Origin of the sequence: Verrucosispora sp. WMMC514, assembly GCF_027497295.1 — a bacterium.
Lineage (GTDB): Bacteria > Actinomycetota > Actinomycetes > Mycobacteriales > Micromonosporaceae > Micromonospora > Micromonospora palythoicola.
This window is the reverse complement of the sequence record NZ_CP114906.1, coordinates 5,342,708-5,362,461: the sequence shown is the minus strand read 5'-3', so window position 1 is coordinate 5,362,461 and position 19,754 is coordinate 5,342,708. Positions and strand designations below refer to the sequence as shown.

Annotated in this window: 16 protein-coding genes; 6 read left to right on the top strand and 10 right to left on the bottom strand. The window is 68.0% G+C overall.

The features are described from left to right. Window positions 1-71: 71 nt before the first annotated feature. A complete protein-coding gene (locus tag O7597_RS24915) occupies window positions 72-2,198 on the top strand; it encodes a thiamine pyrophosphate-dependent enzyme (RefSeq protein WP_281583317.1) in 2,127 nt (708 codons plus the stop codon). Window positions 2,199-2,312: 114 nt separating this feature from the next. Here O7597_RS24915 and O7597_RS24910 read toward each other — a convergent pair whose 3' ends face one another. The 6 genes from O7597_RS24910 to O7597_RS24885 form a co-directional block, all read right to left on the bottom strand. Continuing rightward, window positions 2,313-3,293 carry a D-2-hydroxyacid dehydrogenase gene (locus tag O7597_RS24910; protein ID WP_281580887.1) on the bottom strand — a complete coding sequence of 327 codons (981 nt, stop codon included), beginning with the start codon at window positions 3,291-3,293 and terminating at the stop codon, window positions 2,313-2,315. Continuing rightward, on the bottom strand, window positions 3,290-3,490 hold the full coding sequence (locus tag O7597_RS24905; protein WP_281580886.1) for a tautomerase family protein: 201 nt from the start codon (window positions 3,488-3,490) through the stop codon (window positions 3,290-3,292). Before O7597_RS24905 ends, O7597_RS24910 begins: the two co-directional genes overlap by 4 nt. A gap of 4 nt (window positions 3,491-3,494) precedes the next feature. Next, on the bottom strand, window positions 3,495-4,388 hold the full coding sequence (locus O7597_RS24900; RefSeq protein ID WP_281580885.1) for a tetratricopeptide repeat protein: 894 nt from the start codon (window positions 4,386-4,388) through the stop codon (window positions 3,495-3,497). 82 nt (window positions 4,389-4,470) lie between these two features. Further along, entirely contained in the window at window positions 4,471-6,084 is a 1,614-nt protein-coding gene (locus O7597_RS24895) for an ABC transporter substrate-binding protein (protein WP_281580884.1), read from the bottom strand. Window positions 6,085-6,114: 30 nt separating this feature from the next. Next, on the bottom strand, window positions 6,115-7,158 hold the full coding sequence (locus O7597_RS24890) for a membrane dipeptidase (RefSeq protein ID WP_281580883.1): 1,044 nt from the start codon (window positions 7,156-7,158) through the stop codon (window positions 6,115-6,117). Between the two features lie 663 nt (window positions 7,159-7,821). Continuing rightward, the gene (locus O7597_RS24885) at window positions 7,822-9,597 is read right to left on the bottom strand and encodes a cellulose binding domain-containing protein (RefSeq protein WP_281580882.1); all 1,776 of its coding nucleotides are present in this window, start codon (window positions 9,595-9,597) and stop codon (window positions 7,822-7,824) included. A gap of 629 nt (window positions 9,598-10,226) precedes the next feature. Between O7597_RS24885 and O7597_RS24880 the strand changes: the two genes are divergently transcribed. The 3 genes from O7597_RS24880 (at window position 10,227) to O7597_RS24870 (ending at window position 13,548) form a co-directional block, all read left to right on the top strand. After that, the gene (locus O7597_RS24880) at window positions 10,227-11,207 is read left to right on the top strand and encodes a hypothetical protein (RefSeq protein WP_281580881.1); all 981 of its coding nucleotides are present in this window, start codon (window positions 10,227-10,229) and stop codon (window positions 11,205-11,207) included. A gap of 233 nt (window positions 11,208-11,440) precedes the next feature. After that, window positions 11,441-12,319: an inositol monophosphatase family protein gene (locus O7597_RS24875; protein WP_281580880.1), complete on the top strand. Its 879-nt coding sequence runs from the start codon at window positions 11,441-11,443 to the stop codon at window positions 12,317-12,319. Between the two features lie 116 nt (window positions 12,320-12,435). Further along, window positions 12,436-13,548 carry a hypothetical protein gene (locus O7597_RS24870; protein WP_281580879.1) on the top strand — a complete coding sequence of 371 codons (1,113 nt, stop codon included), beginning with the start codon at window positions 12,436-12,438 and terminating at the stop codon, window positions 13,546-13,548. A 13-nt stretch (window positions 13,549-13,561) separates the two neighbouring features. Here O7597_RS24870 and O7597_RS24865 read toward each other — a convergent pair whose 3' ends face one another. Next, window positions 13,562-14,701 (bottom strand): helix-turn-helix transcriptional regulator, encoded by a 1,140-nt coding sequence (locus tag O7597_RS24865; protein WP_281580878.1) that lies wholly within the window; start codon window positions 14,699-14,701, stop codon window positions 13,562-13,564. Beyond that, window positions 14,688-14,858, bottom strand: a complete 171-nt coding sequence (locus O7597_RS24860) for a hypothetical protein (RefSeq protein WP_269741132.1) — start codon at window positions 14,856-14,858, stop codon at window positions 14,688-14,690. Before O7597_RS24860 ends, O7597_RS24865 begins: the two co-directional genes overlap by 14 nt. A gap of 196 nt (window positions 14,859-15,054) precedes the next feature. Here O7597_RS24860 and O7597_RS24855 point away from each other — a divergent pair, with 196 nt between their 5' ends. Both O7597_RS24855 and O7597_RS24850 read left to right on the top strand, forming a co-directional pair. Then, window positions 15,055-16,179, top strand: coding sequence for a helix-turn-helix transcriptional regulator (locus tag O7597_RS24855; RefSeq protein WP_269741131.1), 1,125 nt, complete (start codon window positions 15,055-15,057; stop codon window positions 16,177-16,179). Continuing rightward, window positions 16,176-16,748: an HD domain-containing protein gene (locus O7597_RS24850; protein WP_269741130.1), complete on the top strand. Its 573-nt coding sequence runs from the start codon at window positions 16,176-16,178 to the stop codon at window positions 16,746-16,748. The genes O7597_RS24855 and O7597_RS24850 overlap by 4 nt, the downstream gene beginning before the upstream one ends. A gap of 115 nt (window positions 16,749-16,863) precedes the next feature. Here the strand turns inward: O7597_RS24850 and O7597_RS24845 are convergent, their stop codons facing one another. Further along, window positions 16,864-17,883, bottom strand: a complete 1,020-nt coding sequence (locus O7597_RS24845; protein ID WP_281580877.1) for a DUF6236 family protein — start codon at window positions 17,881-17,883, stop codon at window positions 16,864-16,866. A 135-nt stretch (window positions 17,884-18,018) separates the two neighbouring features. Then, window positions 18,019-19,743: a malto-oligosyltrehalose trehalohydrolase gene (gene treZ, locus O7597_RS24840; RefSeq protein WP_281580876.1), complete on the bottom strand. Its 1,725-nt coding sequence runs from the start codon at window positions 19,741-19,743 to the stop codon at window positions 18,019-18,021. Window positions 19,744-19,754 lie beyond the last annotated feature (11 nt).

Here is a 19,754-nt window from a genome sequence, read left to right as displayed (position 1 = left end):
AAGGAGCACCCGTGGAGACCATCGACGAGCATCTGACTCGACGCCTCACCGAATGGTCCACTGGTGCGAACCTGCCGCCGGAGCCGAGCGATCAGGTCGACGTCGACGCCGGCCGGCTACTGGCGTACCTCGACGCTCAGGTGCAGAGTCGGCACCTCGACCTGGCCCTGCGATGGTTGCAGTCCCAGCGGGAGGGGTTTTACACCATTGGGTCCAGCGGCCACGAGAGCAACGCCGCAGTGGCCCTGGCGCTGCGCCCCACCGACCCGGCCCTGCTGCACTACCGTTCCGGGGGGTTCTACGCCGCCCGCGCCGGCCAGCTTCCCGGCACCGACCCGATGAACGACGTGCTGCGCTCGGCTGCCGCATCTCGGGAGGACCCCATCTCCGGCGGCCGGCACAAGGTCTTCGGCCACCGGATGCTCAACATCATCCCGCAGACCTCCACCATCGCCTCGCACCTGCCGCGGGCGGTGGGGTTGGCCTTCGCCCTCGGCCGAGGTGCTCCGGGATCCGGATTTCCGGGCGACCCGGTGGTGGTGTGCAGCTTCGGAGACGCCTCCGCCAACCACTCAACCGCCGCAGGCGCGTTCAACGCCGCCGGCTGGTGTGCCCACCAGGGGCTACCCCTGCCGCTGCTGCTCGTTTGTGAGGACAACGGCATCGGCATCAGCACCCGTACTCCCCGCGGCTGGTCCTCCCGGATGCTGGCCGCGCTGCCCGGCATCGAGTACGTCCACGCGGACGGCACCGACCCGGTCCGGCTGCTGGCCACCGCCGCCGAGGTGGCCCACCGGATCCGCACCACCGGTCGACCAGCCGTGCTGCACCTGGGCACCGTACGGTTCATGGGGCACGCCGGCTCCGACGCGGAGCTGGCGTACCGGAGCCGCGCGGAGATCCTCGCCGACTACGCCCGCGACCCGATCCTGGCCACGGCGGTGGCGCTGGCCCGGCGCGGCATCCTCAGCCCTGCCGAAACCCTCGCCCGCTACGAGGACGCGCGCAAGCAGGTGACGGACCGGGCGGAGGCTCTGATCGGCCGGGTCGAGCGGCTGGACAGCGCGGCGGCGGTGACCGCACCCCTGACCGCCCGCCGGGTGGCCGAGGTCCGGGTGGCTGCACGCCGGGCCGGCGCCGGGCGGGAGCGGGTCTTCGCCGGGAAGCTCCCCGAGCACCGGGGCCCGCTCACCCTCGCTCAGTCGATCAACGCAGCCCTGCACGACGCCCTGCTCACCTGGCCCAACGCTCAGGTCTTCGGGGAGGACGTGGCCCGCAAGGGCGGGGTCTACGGGGCCACCCGCGGGCTGCAACGGGTCTTCGGGCCGGAGCGGGTCTTCGACACCCTGCTCGACGAGCAGACAATTCTCGGTGTGGCCCTCGGTGGTGCCCTGGCCGGCACCCTGCCCATCCCCGAGATCCAGTATCTGGCCTATCTGCACAACGCCGAGGACCAACTGCGCGGAGAAGCAGCCTCGCTGCGTTTCTTCTCCGCCGGCCAGTACCAGAACGGCATGGTGGTCCGGATCGCCGGACTGGCGTACCAGAAGGGTTTCGGCGGGCACTTCCACAACGACAACTCGGTGGCTGTGCTGCGCGACATTCCAGGGCTCGCGCTGGCGGTCGCCGCCCACCCGGCCACCGCCCCCGCCCTGCTGCGGCAGTGCCTGGCCCTGGCCGCGCAGGAGGGCCGGGTCTGCGTCTTCCTCGAGCCGATCGCGCTGTACCACCAGCGCGACCTGCGCACCGAGGGCGACGGCGAATGGCTCGCCGCCTATCCCGCACCGGCCGACTGTTCGACGGCCCCCCTGGGCGACGTGCGCACCTTCCGCGACGGCACCGACCTGGCCCTGGTCACCTTCGGCAACGGCGTACCGATGAGCCTGCGGGTGGCGGCGGCCCTCGCTGCCGAAGGGACACAGGCCCGGGTGATCGACCTGCAGTGGCTGGCGCCGCTGCCGGCGGTGAGCCTGCTCGCCGCGCTCGACGGAGTCTCCCGGGTCCTCGTGGTCGACGAGACCCGGCACAGCGGCGGGATCGCCGAGGCGGTGGTGACCGCGCTCGTGGACGCCGGTTTCGCCGGCCGGATCGCCCGCGTCAACAGCGTCGACAGCTACGTGCCACTGGGGCCGGCCGCCGATCACGTGCTGCTTCGCGAGCCCGACGTCCTCGCCGCCACCCGCAACCTGCTGGCCTGAGACGCACGGAAGGTTCCCCTCCTGACGCCTTCGCGGAGGAGGGGAACCTTCCTGACCTGAAAACGATGTCGCCGCCGGCGGTGCAGGAGGTGCGCCGCCGACGGCGACTGTGGTTCAGTAGCCCAGTTCGGGCTGCCGTTTTGTGCCGAATAACTGCTCTCCGGCCAGGTAGCGGTCGAAGTTGGCGCAGAAGTCGGCATACAGCCGCTGCAGGTTGCCGGAGCCTCGGAACGAGGTGTGCGGGGTGAGGGTGGTGCGCGGCAGATCCCACAGCCGGCTGGTCGCCGGCAGCGGTTCCTCCTCGAACACGTCGAGCACCGCGCCCCCGATCCGGTTGGTCCGCATCGCCTCGACCAGGGCGTCCTCCAGGATCAGGGCGCCCCGACCGACGTTCACCAGGACGGCGCTGTCCTTCATGGCGGCGAACCGGGCCGCGTCGAAGAAGCAGCGGTTCTCGCTGGTCAACGGCATGGCGAGCACCACCGAGTCGGCCTCCGGCAGCAGGGCGAGGTGCTCGGCGAAGGGAATCACCCGCTCGAAGCCCTCCGCCTCGGTGCCGGCCCGGTTGACCCCGATCACGCTGGCGCCCAGCGCCCGGGCCCGCCAGGCGACCTCACGGCCGATGGCCCCGGTGCCGAAGACCAGCATGGTGCTGCCGATGACGTCTCGCGCCATCACCCGGATCCACTCGCGTCGCTGCTGAGCGGCGGCCAACTCGGGGAAGGCTCGCGCGTGCAGCAGCACCGCGCCGATGACGTACTCGGCGATCGGTACGTTGTACGAGTTCGGGGAACGGGTGTAAATCAGACCCTCGTCGAGCCGGCGGTGCCAGATCTCACCGCCCACCCAGTCGAATCCGGCGGCGGTGATCTGCACCCAGCGCAGTTGCTGGCACTTGCTCAGCAGTACGTCGAAGGTGTCCTCGTTCATGGCGCTGCGCAGGATCACCTCGGCGTCGAGGTACTCCTCGCGTACCGGCTCGTCGTCGGGGACGGCGGTGAACCGGCAGTTCGGGTACCGCTGCTCCAGCTGCGGCAACAGCTCGGCCAGGTTCGGGGTGATCAGGACGTGCGGACCGGCGGTGGCGGCAGTCATGATTCCTTCGCCTGTGCCGCCCGCCTGGTGTACGACAACCCGCCCTTGGCCCAGTTGTCGTGGGACACCTCGTACAGCAGGACGTGGGTGTTCTCCCGAGGGGAGCCGTAGCGGACCAGGACATCGGTCAACTCGGCGATGATCTTGTCTTTCGTTTCCTGGTCCCGGGGGCTGATCTCGGCGCGAATGATGGCCATGTCGTCACTTCTCCTTGCTCGTGGCAGCGAGGTCCTTGTTCTCGGCAGCGGCGGCGAGGTTCGGGTCGCGGGCGTACTCGGCCTGCACGGCCAGATACGCGAACGCCTGTTTCACGCCGGTGGCGAGCACCCCGTCGAAGACCTCCCGGGCCTGGTCGAACTCGCCGTTGTAGTAGTGCCAGTTGCCCAGCCCATAGCCCTGGGTGACGGTGCGTAGACCGTTGCCGTCGCACATCTCCCACAACTGCTCCGGGCGGATCTCACCGGTGTAGAGGCGCATCCGGCCCTCGTAGCCAACCAGGTGGTCCTCCTCGACGAGCGAGATCCTGCGGAACCGGTCCAGCACCTCCTCGGCCTCGGCGGTGCGACCGAGCCGGCGCAACGCCATGTACTGCCAGTCCTGCGAGGCCACCGTGCCCTCCTGGTGTCGGGAGGACAGCTCCGCGGCACGGAAGCTGGGCAGGCAGCCCTCGAAGTCGCCGAGCAGGTACTGCGCGACGCCGAGGTGGTACCAGATGGAGGTGTGCAGGGTGGTCATGTACCGGCCGAGGACGCCCGGGTCCTGCGCCGCCGCGGTGTCGGACAGGTGCTGCGGGCGCACCTGTTCGGGGCGGCCGAGGATCAGGTGGACGACGTCCTTCTCGACCTCGAGCTGGTACATCTCGTACTCGTCCTCGACGGTGTCGAGCTGGTCGGCGGCGGCGCGCAGGTCCTCGATGGCGCCCGTGTAGTCGCCGACGGTGATCCGCCGGTGCCCCCGGAAGCGCAGCAGGCGGGCGTCACCCGGCTCCAGCTCCAACGCCTCGGTCAGCAGGGCGACCGCTTCGGTGGGCTTGTTGAGATAGCCCTTGAGCCGAGCGGCGATGATGTAGCGCTCGGTCAACGGTACGGTGGTCATGGGCTGCCTTTCGTTCGAAGGTCACGGCTACGCCCGGTGGGTGGCGGGGACCCGGTGGGTCGGGTCCCCGCCACCGTCGGTGTCAGCGGTCGAGCCAGAGGTTCTTGTAGAACCGGTAGGTGGGAGTCGGGTCACCGCGGTAACCCATGACGTCCTTCTGCACCACGTCGAAGTCGGCGTTGAGGAAGGTCATCGCCACCGGTCCACGCTCGGCCAGGATCTTCTCGGCCTGCTGGTAGAGGGCGGCGCGCTTGTCCCGGTCCAGCTCCGAGCGGGCCTGCACGACCAGCTTCTCGTACTCCGGGTCGCTCCAGTTGCCGTAGTTCAGCCCACCACCGTCGAGGAAGCTGGCGGTGAACCGCTCGTCCGGGTCGTAGGTCAGGCCGAAGCCGGACTGGTACATGTCGAAGTCGGCGGAGTTCGTCCGGCTGGTGGCGATGGTGGCCTCGACCGACTCGAGGGTCACGTTGATGCCGATCTTGGCGAGCTGTTGCTGCTCGACCTCGGCCGAGCGCACCTGGAACGCCGAGGTGGAGATCACCATCAGGGTCGCGTCGAAGCCGTCCGGGTAGCCGGCCTCGGCCAGCAGCTCCTTGGCCTTCTCGATGTCCGGCTCGCCGTACACCGGCTCGGTGAGCGCGCCGAACCGGTCCGGCGGCAGGTAACCGGCGTTGAGCGGGGTACCGAAGCCGGAGTTGGCCACGTTGAGGATCTCCTGGCGGTCCAGCGCCAGGTAGATCGCCTGCCGGACCTTCACGTTGTCGTACGGCGCCTTGGAGGTGTTCAGCCGCAGGTGCAGCGAGAGCGAGCCGGAGCCGCCGTACCACTTGAGGGCCTCGTCGCGCTTGAGCGCGTCGATGAACTCGGGGGCCGGCCGCCAGAGGAAGTCGACGGTGCCGCTGCGGATGGCCGCGGCGCGGGCGTTGTCGTCGGGGTTGAAGCTGAAGTCCATGCCGTCGAGGTACGGCACGCCCGGCTGCCAGTACTTGTCGTGCTTGTCCAGCCGGATGGCCTGGCCGGTGACCCGGGAGGCGAGCTTGAAGGGGCCGCTGCCGCCGTCGACGCTGCCGTTGAGACCGCCCTCGGCCTCCACCACCGTCCGGTCGACGATCGAGGATGCGGCGGTGGAGAGCAGGGTCAGGATGGCCGCGTTCGGCTGGGCGAGAGTCATCTGGACGGTGCGGTCGTCCACCGCCGTGACCGAGGTGATGCCCTCGTAGCTACGGGCACGGGGGGCCCGGGTGGCGGGGTCCTGGATCCGCTCGATCGAGTACTTCACGTCGGCGGCGGTGACCGGCCGGCCGCTGTGGAAGAAGGCGTTGTCGCGCAGCGTGAAGGTGAGCTGCGTACCGTCTTCGCTCTGCTCCCACGACTCGGCGATCGCCGGCTGGATCTCGCCCCGGTACGACTGCACCAACGACTCGTAGATCTGCTCGTTGATGACGAAGGCCGAGGTCTCCGACATCTTGTGCGGATCCAACTCGTCGGCGTCGAGCCGGATCATGATGCTCAGCCGACCGCCGGCCTTCGGCTCACCGGACGGCTGCGTCTCGTCCTCGAGCCGGACGTTGGACGTCAGGCCGTCATTGCCGTTTTCCCCGTTTGTGGTGGAGGGCGGCTCACCGCCTCCGCAGCCGGCCGCGAGCGCCGCAACGACGCCCACCGCCAGCACCCTTGTCAGAAGTCGAGTTCGCATGGGGGTCTCCTTGCCTGTCTCAATGCGGCGCTACCGCTCGCCCGGCTTCCATGTCTCGCCGAGCACCCGAAGCCAGTTGCCGCCGAGGATTTTGGTCACTTCCGCCGGCGTGAAACCGCCGGTCAGAAGCGCCTCGGTGAAGTTGGGGAAGTTGGCGGCGTCGTCCATGCCGATCGCGCGCCGCTCGTCCCATCGCCAGTCTCCGAGCAGGCTCTTGAACTCCGTGTTCTTGAGCTGCTCGTCCCGCATCGCCTCGGTCAGCGTCTCGTCGTAGTCGGTGGCGATGGCGACGTGGTCGACGCCGCCGGTCACCTCCACCACGTGCTTGACGTGCTCCACGAAGCGGGTCAGATCCGGGCGCCGGGACGGTGCGTCCGGGTAGTAGAGGAATCCGGAAAGAGTGGTGATGCCCATGACGCCGCCCTGCTCGCCGAGGCGACGCAGGTAGGCGTCGGACTTGGCGCGGATGTGCGGCGACAGGACGTCACAGAACGAGTGGGTGACCACGACCGGTTTGGTGGACATCTCCATGGCGTCCAAGCCGGTGCGCTCACCGCAGTGTGAGACGTCGACCAGGATGCCCAGGTCGTTCATTGCGGCGACGAACTTGCGTCCCTGGTGCGTCAGCCCCGGGTCGGTCTGCTCGCCGCAGCCGGCTCCCAGCAGGTTCTGCCGCTGGTAGGTCAACTGCAGGATGCGGATGCCCAGGTCGTAGAAGGTCCCGAGCAGATCGAGGTCGACGCCGATCATCTCGGTGTCCTGCGGGCCGAGGATGACCGCCTCCTTGCCCTCGGCCTTGGCACGTTCGATGTCGGCGACGGTGAGGGCGAGCAGGACCTCGTCGGGGTGCTCGTCGATCCACCGTCGGCAGCGGTTCAATTCCCGCAGGGCGGTGCGGGTGTCCGCGTACGGGGTGGTGACTGTGTGGTTCACAGCCGTGACACCACCTTGGCGGATTCGGTGCAGATGGGCGTCGCTGAGTTCGATGACCGTGCTTCCGTCCATCACCGTGGCGGCGGCATGCAACTCGGCAGCATCCGTGCTGGTGGTGGCCTCCGGGGCGGCAGTGTTCACTTCATCTCCATCAGGTGATCGGAAGATGCACGGACTCTACGATTGACGCCACTTGAAGTCCATAGAGTTGACGAAATCGTCGTCAAACTTCTTGAAAGTGACGAATTTCGTCGCTTCTTACTTCGAAACCTGTCGCTAGGGCGTAGCTACGGCGTCGCGTAGGGCGGCCAGGGACGGTTGGGCGCCCGGTGTGTGCACGTTGGCGCGGCACCAGCCGCGGGCAAAGTCGTTGTCGCTCCACGTGTGGCATCCAGGCCACGCCCACCACCGGGGTGCTGTTCCTGGGCGTGTTCCCGACCGCGATCGGCTTTCTGACCTGGGGTCACGTCCTGTCTCGCTGGACGGCGGGGCACCACTTACCTGGTCCCGCCGGTCACCGTCCTGCTGTCCTGGACACTGCTGGGCGAGGTGCCGGCACCGCCGGCACTGCTGGGCGGGGCTCTGCCTGACCGGCGTGGTGTACGCGACGCGTCGCTGACGGGGTGGAGACCGACCCAGTGCGAGTCGCCACCAGACAGATATGTCACCCAGACATGATCATGTCTGGGTGACATACCGCTGTCACTCACGTAGCGCCTCGCCGCCGCGTGTAGGCAGTCAACGGTGGGGCGGCGCACGCCGGCGAGTGCCGGCGTGCGCCGCATCCGGTCAGGAATGAGCTGCTCAGCTACAGGCGGCGCCGTTGAGGGTGAAGCCGGTGGGTGGAGTGTCGTTGCCGCCGTGAGTGGCCTGGAAGCCGATGGTGACGGAGGCTCCTGGCGGGATGGAGGGGTTGTAGCTGACGTTCGTCGCGGTCACCTGACCGCTTGTCGGTGAGTACGTGGCACCCCAGCCGGAGGTGATCGTCTGCCCGGGAGCGAGAGTGAATCTCAGCGACCAGCCGTTGACGGCGCTCGTACCGGTGTTGGTGATGGTGATGTTGTCGACCAGGCCGTTGTTCCACGCGTTTACCGCGTTTGTCACCCGGCACGCCCCGGTGGGCGGGTTGATCGTCGGGCTGGGGGTGGGCGTCGGGGTCGGGCTGACCGTTGGCGTGGGCGTCGGAGTGGCCGTCGGCGTCGGAGAGGCGGTCCCCTCGGTCAGGACGATCGTGGAGATGCTCCGGGCGGGCACGTTCACGGTCGCCTGGCCCCCACTGACGTTCACCGCCTGTGACTGGGCGCCCGAGGTCCGCGAGGTGACGGTGTACTCGGCCGCCGAGATGTTCTGCGGCACCTGGACGACCGCGTCGTTGACCGTGTTGTTCGACCGGTTGAGCAGCACCAGCACGACCTTGCCCCGGCCACGGTAGGCGGTGACCTCCAGCCCGGAGGTCCGCGAACTCTTCGACACGCCCACCCGGCGGTCACCGGGACGGACGTACTTGGCGTACTGGGAGAACGCCTGACCGCGCCGGAGGACCGCGCCCTTGGTGGTGCCGTACTGCGCGTCGCCGTCACCGATGAAGGAGTAGAAGCGGCGGCCGTACCACCAGATGTAGGCGCTCCAGTTCGCCTCCATCGACCGGTGCACGGTCCGCATGATGTCGTCGAGGGTCTCGTTCCAGACGGCCGTGTTGCCGGGGTCTCCCCAGATGTTCGCGCCGTTTCCGTCGGCGGCGTGCAGGTTCCACTCGGTCATCCACTGGTTCTTGCCGTACTGCGCGGCCAGCGGGTACGGCGACAGGTTTCCGCTGTTCTCGGCGTCGTACAGGTGGCCGCCGACGTATCCGATGTTGTTGCGCGCGGTCGCGTCCTGCAGGGTGGGGTCGGAGTACTGGCGCGCGAACCGCAGGGACTCGCCGACCATGAGCTGGGTGTCCCTGACCCGGGCACCGTGGTCGCGGACGAAGTTCCGCATCTCGGTGCCGGTCCAGTCCATCGAGTCGTAGTCGGGGTGCCAGTCCGGCTCGTTCTGGACCGAGGTCACGTCGACGGTGACGCCTCGGCCCTTCATGAACTGCACGTAGCTGTTCAGGTGCTCGGCATAGTCGTCGTAGTAGTCGGTCCTCAGCTTGCCGCCGTTGACCCTGCTGTTGTTCGTCTTGAAGTGGGCCGGCGCGGTCCACGGCGAGGCGAGGATCTTGACGTCGGATCCGTAGGACTTCGCCGTCTGCAGGCTGGCCGCGTACAGACCCCATTCGCTCGTCACGGGCGACACCACGGTCCGTACGATCGACAGACCGAGCTGTCCCGGCCCCGTACCGACGAGGGTCTGGGTTTCGCTCGTCGTCCACGGGTCACCGGAACCACCGAAGATCGGCGTCGCGGCGCCGAACCCGTCGATCGTCTGGTAGCTCGACGAGGTGTTGACGGTGATGTCGGGGGTTGCGGCCAGCGAAGGTGGCGCGGTCAGGATTCCCGCCACGGTGACCAGCGAGGTCGTCGCGGCGAGCACGGCGACCGCGACAGCTTTCCGGCGGCGGGACGGTGGGACGGTGTCAGGATGGGCAAGCCTCATCGGGCTTCCTCTCTACCGCCGCTGCGACGCAGGTGGCGGCGTTTCGGCGCAGCTGGCAGGGGTCAGCCCGAGCGGCCGGACGGGCAGCCGACCGGCCGCCTGCCGTCGCCCCCAGCTACAAGTCGATCAGGAACATCCGATGCCCGGCCGTTGCCCTCGGCTCAGGTCATCAATCGCTGCCACTCCCACGCGACGCATCGACAGCCATCTTGCCAGTGCGTCCCGAGGCACTGCAATCGTTTGCCGCCCGCCTGCGCCGTTCCCGCCCGCCCGCCAACTCCGCCGGCCCCACCCAGTCGATCAAGACCTTTGCGCCCTGGCCGCGCCGTTCCGGGGACGTAACCCTCTTGGTCAACACCGCCCGGCCGGCTTACCCGCCGCTGGGCATCCTGCCCTGGCAGATGGTGGGACGTCGGTGCGGCACGACCGGGTCTCGTGGTCGGGCCACGGGCAGCGGTAGGGACGGGACCGGTCGTAGACTCCCCGGACCGCGTCGCAGCACGGCGCACCGAGTCGGGAGGACGTCCGTGGCGAGTGAGGCACCCGAATCGGGCAACGACTCAGCTGCCGCCGGCGCCGAGGGGCCTCCGGATGGCAGGCGCAGTCGCCGGATCCTGATCCTGGGGGTCGTGACGACCGTGGTGGCGGTGGTGGCGGGCCTGACCGTCTGGGCCACCCGACGGGCACCGGAGACAGATACGCAGGGTGATCCACCCCGTTCGGCACCCACCCGATTCGACCCCGGCCAGCAACTGTTCCGCCTCAGCCTTCTACCTGGCCCTGTACACCAGATCCGCTACCAGACCGAGCCGGACCTGCACATCATCAACATGGCCGGACGACCCGATGCCCCCCGGAAGAGCGACGAGACGTCGACCGCATCGACCTGGCGCGTCGAGGTCTTGATGGGGGCACGGGACACCGATGTCCATCGTTACGATCGGGAGTACGACCAGGAGGCCGGATGGCGCGTCCCGGGTGAATCCGTCGCGCCGGTACGTGGTCGTCCCGCCTTTCAGAACGAGGGCGGCGTTCTGTCCTGGGAGTACGCGCCGGACGCTTGGATGCGAATTTCGGCGACCGGTGATGACCCACACGAGATGACGCGTCAGGTGGCCGAGGGCATTCGTTGGGAGACGACGCCACTAGCCTTGCCGGTCCAGGCGATGGAGCTGCCCGACGGTGCCGTGCTCGGCGGTGCCGACCTGCGATGGACCGACGACGAGCTGAGGGCCGACGACGAACCACTGGAGAACTACGCCCACGCCCAGTACGTGTTGCAACCCATCAAGGGTTACGGCGGCTTTCTGAGGCCCGACATTCAGGTCGGCATCAATACCGAGAGCCTGGCCAGCGGCAGACACAACGGCACCGATGACGTCACCGTGGCAGGCCGTGCCGCCACCGCGGTCGACTGGGTCAGGACTGGCGCAGGGGTCTACCGGGTGGAACAGCTTCCCGGTGGGTGCGCTGAGTGCGTCGCGGAGACAAGAATCATGAGCCGGCGCGGCAACGAGGCGCTGGGGGGCCGAGACATGGCGCTACGGCTGGCGGCCTCGATCCGCCTGGCCGACGGCGTCGAGGATCCCGCCGACTGGCGAGCGCGATGAGTCGACCGGCAACCGTTCGGCGGCCATAGGGATTCGTGGCAGTGCAGGAAGTCCCGACCCGGCGTGTCGGGTACCGGCACTGCCACAAATCGGTCCACCGACTCCGCAGCAGGGCCGTCTTAGAGCTCTTAGGCGGGCGACGCTGGGCCAGCACGGCGATCTATCGCCGGAGTGGGATGATGGGACCATCGATCGAGCGGTGCCGAGAGCCGGTCGCGAGGAGTGTCGAGTCGATGAACCTTGACCCGTTGTGGACCGACCTGACGACTGAGCTGTTGGACATCCTCGCCTCGTACCGATCCCGGGTAGCCAAGTTGAACGTGCGGGAAAAGGCCGACCACACCCTGCTCACCGAAGCCGACCTCGCGGTCGAAGACATGGTCATCAGCAAGATCCGGGCGGTGGACCCTGATGCTCGCGTGCTGGCCGAGGAGTCGGGCAGTGGCTCGTGGCGGCCCGGCCACGACGAGGAACCCGAGCGGATCTGGGTGATCGACCCTATCGATGGCACCGCCGAATTCGTCAATCCGCGCAGCACCGAGTTCTGCTCGGTCGTCTGTTTACTGGAGCGACGGGAGCCGGTTGCCGCGCTCATCGTCGCGCCTGAGCTGGGAGACGGCGGCAAGCCGATCGTGGTGGTCGCCTCCCGGGCCAACCAGACGATCACCGTCAACGGCAGCGTGGCGGCGTACAACAGCGAATCCGTCCGTGTCGCATCCCTGACCCGCAGCGCCCGATCGGAAGCCCCGCCGCACGAGACTGCCATGGCCGAGGCCGGCTACGCCCTGAAGACGCGCACCACGTCACAGACGCTGGACATGCTGCGTACCGCTCTGAACCTCACCGATCTCACGACGGACGCACCGCGTTTCGACCTCTTCTACCGCCCTCGCCAGAAGGTCTGGGACGGCCTCGCAGGCTTGTGCCTCGGTGAGATCGTCGGTCTAATGTCCACAGATGTGAATGGGAGCCGTCATCTGCCGGTGCCCATGGAAACGCTCGCCCAGCCAGAGCCGACTTTCGCCAGCACCGTGATGGGTCGCCCGGAGGCCGTCAAGTGGTTCGTGGAGCTAGCCCGGGACTCCCCCACCGGAACACCGAAGTCCTCGTAGACGTCACGTCGATCATCAGCGCGGAAGATTTCGTCGTTGCGCAGAACCGCGCGACTCGGCCCGACGACCCGTTCGCCCGCCAAGCGTTTGTCGAACTGATCCAATCGCTGATCTTCATGGAACGGGTATGGGTGGCCCATCCGGTACTCGCCCACCCCAGGGCCGTCGACTTCGGGGCCAGGCCCTATCTCCTCCGGGCGTTGGCCGACGCGGGGCTGCTGCATCCTCTGCAACTGACCGATGACGAAACCGGTCGGGTACGCGAGGCCGAGGAAGCGGCGCTGCACGAGTTGCAGAGCTGGCGCGGCAACCAGGTCCTCGGTCAGTTCATCGGGCAAGCTGTCACCTGCGACGAGGCCCTGCCCGACTCACGGAACTCGCTGTCGAAGCGGATCCACGGCTGGTGCGCCTTCCAGGCGGCCAATGTACGGGTAGCCGGTCATCACACGGATCGAATCACCACCTCCGACGGGGTCGAGGACGACCCTTTCGGCACCTGGGCACGAGCGGCCTCGATCGTGCTACGTGGGCCGTTACGACTGATGGCACCGCCCGGCGAGGAGGTCTACGTCGCGGCGACATTGGCGCGCGGGCTGAAGTATCAAGCGCGCGCGGACGCCACCAGCCTGTCCTATCAGGCCCATCCCGTCCGGCGCGACTTCCTGCTGACCTTCGACCTCTCCACCGAGGGTGCGACGGAAACGGTGGTCCTCGACGTCATCAAGGCCATCCGGGGGATCCACCAGTCCCTCGTGACGGCCGCGGACGACAGCGACACGCACCGCGTACAGCTTCTCGAACTCGAACTTCCGCTGCTGGGCGGCCGTCTCTGGCAGGCGAACGAGACCGGCCGGCTCGGTGAACGCGAATGGATCGACCTGATCGTCGCCCGGATCGCCGACTACCGGGACAAGGCAGCCGAGCTGCGGGCCGCCGTCGCCCGCTGCGTCACCGACGAGGATCATCTCCGCCTCGCCCGCGACATCAACGGGGCGAAGCGACAGCTCCTGGAACGGCTCGGTCTGCGCCGGGTGGCGCTCTCGCCGGTCGAACAGGAACTCGTCAACGGGGTGGCATCGGTGACCGAGTCGGTCCCCGGCGTACCCAAGGTCGCCGGCATGTGGATCGGCGCACGAGCGCTCGGCAAACAGGTCTCCGCCACCGGCACCCCGGTGCAACGCTTCCTATACAAGGAGTTCTACCGCGCCTGGAAACGCGCCGGCCGCTGATCCGCCGGGCTGGTCAGCGGGTGAGACCGACGAGGGTGGCCAGGCGAGCGACGCCGGCCGGGACCGGGTGACGGTGGGCGAGATCGGCGATGACGGTACGCGCCAACGGCCGGCAGCGGATCTCGGCCGGCGCGATGGCGTCGGCGTCGACCAGCGCGCGGGCCGCACCTCGCAGGTCACCGATCTGGAGGTACGCCCGCGCCACGTCCACCAGATACGCGCCCCGATGTTCGGCCGGCAACCGCCGCCATCCGTCCCGCCGCATGATCACCGAGTGGCCGTGCACCGCCGCCCCCGCGTCCCCCAACTCGATCGCCACCACCACCCGTGCCAACTCGACGGCCGCCGGCCCGAACCCAGTCCGCTGCGTGTCTTCACGAACCTTGGCGGCGAGCCCGGCCGCCCATCCAATCAACTCGGCGGCACGTCGGGCTTCGCCGCACCCTGCGGCAGCCAGCGCACCCTCAAGCAGCAACGTTCCTTGTACGGCGGCATGGTGTGGCCCGAGGTGGCTCGCGGCGGCATTCGTCGCGGCCAGGGCCGGCCGGTGCCGGCTCAGCGCCCGCAACGCCTGCCCCACCGACACCGCCGCCGACGCGGACAGCAACGCGTCACCGCTCGCCGCGCCCATCGCCCGGTCTGCGGCCAGCCAGCCGAGGTCGGCCTCGCCGAGCTTCACCAGCACCGACACGGTGATCCGGTACGCCTGCACTAGCAGGTCTCGCACCGGCGACGCATGAGCGGCGTCCAGCAACCCCGGCAATGCCCGCACCAACGGCGCGTAGTGCGCATGCTGGAAACTCAACCAGGCATGCTCGACCTGCCGACGCACCTCGACAGGCGAGACAGGATCGCCGAGCGCCCGGTCGTAGCGGGCCAGCGCCGCCCGGATCCCGTCCACCCCGTCCGGCGTACCGGCATCCTGCTGCTGCGGCGGGCGACGCTGACCGAGCAGCACCATCGGATCGACCCGCAACACCTCGCCGATCTGCTGGATCGTCGGGTACCGGTCCAGTCGCCGGGCACCCCGTTCCACCTTGTCCACCCAGCTTTTCGACTTACCCAACCGGTCGGCGAGCATCTGCTGGGTCATCCCACGCCGGACCCGCCAGCGCGCCACCCGCCGACCGATCGGCAGCTCACCGCTGCTCACGCCGCCACCGCCGGTCCGGCACCGCCCGCGTGGTCTCCTCAACCGGTACGCGCTCCGCCTCAGCCTGCTCCAACAGCCGCCGCCTAGCCGCCTCGCGCTCAGCCGCCTCCACCTGCTCGCTCCGGCTCACCGCCGACTTGTCGCGTGCCCCAGACATGTCGTGTCCTTTCCAGCAGTGCGGACATGGCCGAACTCGAATCACGGCCCGGATGTGGCACTCTCAGTAATCACGACGCTACGATCACGACGGCAGTCGTAGGACTCACCAGCAGTACGGATGCGCAGGCCACGCTCCGCGCGAGAGAGGCAGTCGGCGGGACAAACATCGACCACTGGTCAACGTGGGGGTATAGGTGTCGGTTCACGCTCGATCGTCCAGGCCGCAGGGCTACGTGACCGGGTACTTGCTGAAGCTGATCCGCGAGTCCATCCCGTTGACGCAGGAACAAGTTGCCGCCGAGTTGGGGGTCGACCGCGCAACGGTGCAGAGCTGGGAATCCGGGCGACGGTCCTTCACGGCCGTGCCTTTCGGGCAGGCGCTCACAGTCCGTCAGAAGCTTGGCAGGCTCGGAGCCAGTGTCCGATTGCTTGCCGCCGTCGACGACGCCGCCGAGGCAGACTCCATCGTCGCCAACATCCTTGACCAGCAGATGGAGCGAGCCGACCTGAGTCAACAAGCGCTTGGCTGGTCGGTGCTCACCCACCGGCTGAGTGATCTGATCGTCTGGGCGGTCACCGGCCGACGACCGAGCTTCGTGAGAGACCTCCCATCACCTCACCCGCGCCGAGGTCCGGTCGCCGACGGACCGATCCTCCCCGCCGATCAGCGTCACGCCTTCTTCCAGCAACTTCACGTGCTGGCCGAACGTGCTGCCGCTGGTCGGCACGACCTGCTACACCGGCAAGCCTGCTTCCTCGCCGGCACCGATCCCACGAAGGAGTCCGCCTCCTGGCTCGCGCAGCACAACTCCCGGACGGCACGCCGGATGACCAGCCTCCACACCTGGTCACCGACGTGGGCTGACGCCCGATCAGTGGTCACCTCGCTGGCCAACCAAGGCAACCCAGAACCACTCCGCGACTTCATCGCACGCGCCCACCCGGACGATGCCTGCCAGCACGCGGCGCTGAACTACTCGGCCTACTGGGTCGGCGAACTTCCCTACCGCCAGCGAAACGACTCCTTCATGCCCGCCGCTCGCACCGACTGGCGCGGGTCACGCCTCCTCCGCCACCTGGTGGCGCGCCTCAGAGCCGGACACCCGTTCGTGGACCTCAACATTCACAACACGTGGGCTCTGCTCGCCGCCCGGCGAGGACTCTCCCACGACGACCCTGCCACCAGCCGAGCGTTGGTCGACCGCAGCACCGCCCTACTCGATCACTACAGCATCTCTGCACAGTCCAGGCAGGAACTAACGTCTATCGTCTACAGCCTGCGAGCGGACGGAATCACGGGCACAAGGACGGGCACATGAGCGACGACCACGAGGCCGCCGGGGCGATGAGCTTCATTTTCGAGGCAGGTGTGCTCAAACGCGCCGCCCGCACCGGCTGGTGGTTCGCCGGGGTCAAGCACCCTGAGTCGATCGCCGAGCACTCGTTCCGCACCGCGATCATCGGCATGATCCTCGCCTCGATGGAGGGCGCCGATCCGGCTCGGGTCTCCATGCTCTGCACCCTGCACGACACCCAGGAAACCCGGATCACCGACATCCCGCACATCGCCAAGCGTTACCTCACCGCCGTGCCCAACACCACCGTCACCGCCGACCAGGTCGCCGCCTGCCCACCCGTCGTCGCCGACGTCATCAACGCTGCCGTCGCCGAGTACGAAGCAGGCGAAACCCTCGAATCCATCGTCGCCCGCGACGCCGACAAACTCGAATGCCTCGTCCAAGCCGTCGAGTACCGGCATCAGGGCATCGACGACGTTCAGCGCTGGATCGACAGCTCCCGCGCCGCCCTCAAGACCGCATCCGCCCACCGTCTCGCCGACGCCGCCCTCACCGGACAACCCCTCGCCTGGCTTCAAAGCCGCCCGTAAGCCCCCTGAAAGGTTCACAACTCACCCCATCCCGCGCGAACGTCGGCGCCGGAATGCGGCAGAGCGTCTTAATCACCCTCGTCCCCGATTAGCTGTTTTCAGCCGCGATTATCGCTCAAGCAGCACCTCCTACTGCTTCTTTCACGCGGTGCAAGTACTTGAAGTCTGCCAGTTTTCTTGAGTCATTACCGGCGCGCCGGATTCGACCCGTCGCTATATTCACCACGAGCGAGGAGAGGACTCCCATAGGAACAGCGAGTGCCGGCTCGGCGATCGCCCCAATGCCGGCAGCCCCGATGGCGACCGTCACCGCAAGCGGCCGAGCAACAAGGTTCAACTTCCGCCCTTGGGCAGCAGCACGCACATCGGTCAACGCTTCGCTGAGTTCTTTTTCGACGAGACTGATGGCGTCCTGCGGATGCCGGCCAGCCTGCTTCAGCCTGTGAAGCATCTCATCGATTGCGAACATCAGTCGCTGACGCTCGTCATCATATTCTTCGCGAAAACGCACGAGATCGTTGATTCGAATGTCACTGCTCGGAACCGGCAGCAGCGACCCTACATCGACGTGCCAACAGGCGGTCACGTCATAGTCCGACAGCGGCTCCGTACCGAGGCGGTGAGCAACCTCATGGTCCGTGTACGGGCGCAACCCTTCCGGCCCGGTACAGCCGGAACGATCATTGTGCTCGGCTGCGATTCGTCCGGCGATAAGGCTCACCACGACGTTGAGCAAGGCGGGCGCGGCCACAAGCCGGGAGGGGCTGTCCGGGTGAGGATACACCAACTGCCGTTGCAGCAGTTCATCGACGACGCTGCCATGCAGCTTTTCGACGTGGAGCGTACTGAATTCGCCGCTCGGCGGTGCCGTTGGCGGCAGCAGGTCGTCGGTCGGAATCCTTCTCAGCACACGTTCGAGTTCCCCTTCGATCTCGTGGAGCGCATAGGGGCCGAATGCACGATTGGCTTCGAGTGGTCGATAGAGGCCCGCATCCTGAACCTCTCGCATCCACGCGCTCAGCCTGGCTTCCCATCCCGGAGCCACGACCGTCGCAAGATTATCCCAGTAAAGGATCGCCCGCTGCAAAACCGACCGGGGCGCATTCGCGAAAGGATAGTAGAGCATCCCGGCCATATCGACCTCCAGAACACCGGCTCATCCCAAGCTAACCGACGCAAGCCAACTAGCTTTCGCTAGAAGGTCAAGTCGACTGTCGCGATGGTGACAGCAACGATTGATGTCCAGCATCACCGGTTCGGGTCCACTGGATCACAATGCGACGATGGCTGCTGTCTCTGCTGGCAACTCGATGCGGTCGCGTTGCACGGTGACACCGCTCCCGGTTGCCAGCAGAACCCGCCTCGCCACCCCCGGCAGGGTCACCCGCTGCGGCTTGCCGGCCAGGTTCGCCGCGACCAGGCAGCCACCCCGGCGCATCACCAGGAACTGGTCGCCGTGGCGTACCTCCATCGCGAACAGGTGTGGATCCGACAGCTCCGGGCGGGACTTGCGCAGGGCGATGAGGCGGCGGTGGAAGTCGTACATCTCGCGGTGTTCGGGTTTGTCCAGCTCGGCCCAGTCGAGCCGGGAGCGGAGGAAGGTCTGCGGGTCCTGCGGGTCCGGCACGTCGCCGGGTGGCCAGCCGTGGGCGGCGAATTCGCTGCGGCGGCCGGTGACCACGGCGGTGGCCAGTTCCGGCTCCGGGTGCGAGGTGAAGTACTGCCAGGGAGTCGAGGCGGCCCACTCCTCCCCCATGAACAGCATCGGGGTGAACGGCGCGGTCATCAGCAGGGTCGCACCCACCCGCAGCAACGCCGGGGAGAGCGAGGCCGACAGGCGGTCACCGACCGCGCGGTTGCCGATCTGGTCGTGGTTCTGCAGGTACGCGACGAAGCGGTGGCCGGGGGTGCGCTGGTCGACCGGGCGGCCGTGTTGGCGGCTGCGGAAGCTGGACCAGGTGCCGGTGTGGAAGAAGCCACCGGTGAGCACCTCCACCAGGCACTCCATGGTGCCGAAGTCGCCGTAGTAGCCCTGCCGTTCGCCGGTGAGCAGGGTGTGCAGGGCGTGGTGGGCGTCGTCGTTCCACTGGGCGTGCAGGCCGTGGCCGCCGGCCTCCCGGGGGGTGATGAGCCGAGGGTCGTTGAGGTCGGACTCGGCGATCAGGGACAGCGGGCGGCCCAGGTGGGTCGAGAGGCTCTCGACCTCGACGGCGATCTCTTCGAGCAGGTGCACGGCGCGGGTGTCGGGCATGGCGTGCACGGCGTCCAGGCGCAGCCCGTCGACGTGGTAGTCGCGCAGCCACATCAGCACGCTGTCGATGATGAACCGGCGCACCCCGTCGGAGTGCGGGCCGTCCAGGTTGATCGCCTGACCCCAGGGGGTGTGCCGCTCCCCCACATAGGGCGCGAACTTCGGCGCGTAGGCCCCGGAGGGCCCGAAATGGTTGTAGACGACGTCGAGGATCACCCCCAGACCGCGAGCGTGGGCGGCGTCCACGAACCGTTTCAGGCCGTCCGGTCCGCCGTAGGGTTCGTGCGGGGCGTACCAGCAGACGCCGTCGTAGCCCCAGTTGTGTTCCCCGTTGAAGGCGTTGACCGGCAGCAGTTCGATCAGGTCGACACCCAGGTCGACCAGGTGGTCGAGTCTGCCGATCGCGGCGTCGAAGGTGCCCTCCGGGGTGAAGGTGCCGACGTGCAGCTCATACAGGATGCTGCCGGGCAGTTGCCGGCCGGTCCACGTGCCGTCGCTCCAGCGGAACGCCGCGTGGTCGTAGATCCTGCTGGGGCCGTGCACCCCGGAGGGCTGCCAGGCCGACCGGGGGTCGGGCAGCGGCTGGTCGTCGTCGTCGAGCAGGAACGCGTAGTCGGTGCCGGCGTCGGGCACCTCGACGCGCCACCAGCCGCCCCGGCCGGCCCGCATCTCGTGGTCGGTGACACCCGGCAGGTGCAGCCTCACCCGTCTCGCCTCGGGTGCCCAGACGGTGAACTCGGTCATGACGCAGCCTC